The following is a 607-nucleotide window of genomic DNA, read 5'->3' on the forward strand; positions in this document are numbered from 1 at the left end:
GTCCAAAAGTAAAAACAAACGCGTGAATAAAGGGCAAAAAGCATTATTTGGTGCGTCGGCGACTATTTCAGCACAAGCACAAGCTAACTTAGGAACACCGGTGTACGTAGTCCTTAAAGATGGGTCTTTCTATTATGGCATTCTGAAAGAAATTGAAGCCGATCAAGTCATTCTTCAAGGATTCAAAGGAAATCAAAAGATTTCTAAGAAAAARGGGAATTCTAAGCCGCATATATCTGGTTTAGGTGGCTTGGGTAACATGCTTGGGCTGTTAGGTGGCGGGGGGCTTGGAGGATTGCTTGGAGGAGGTTCATCCGGTGGATTGTTTGGTGGGCTTGGTCAAGGTGCAGCTACTAACAATGCTGGGATAGGCGGTTTATTTAGCAACATGGGCAGCTTCATGAAGCTTGGGATGGGTGTCATTTCGTTTATCTCGCCATTAATGAAAAATTTCTCAATTTAAGTGCTTGACTGCTACTAGCGTTGCATTAAAGCTACCACGAAAATTTAATTTAAATTATTTACTATTTATGTATTTTTTTATTTAATTTTCATGGACAATTCATAAAAAAATCTCCAGTGTAGAGATGTAGGGACCTAATCCATA

1 protein-coding gene is annotated in these 607 nt (G+C 39.6%); it reads left to right on the forward strand.

The features are described from left to right. Positions 1-463: LSm family protein (locus AC1DUA_RS40000; protein ID WP_477504928.1), on the forward strand; the 463-nt coding region annotated here is incomplete at its 5' end. Positions 464-607: the final 144 nt, after the last annotated feature.

This window comes from Paenibacillus sp. 01T422, from assembly GCF_056398785.1.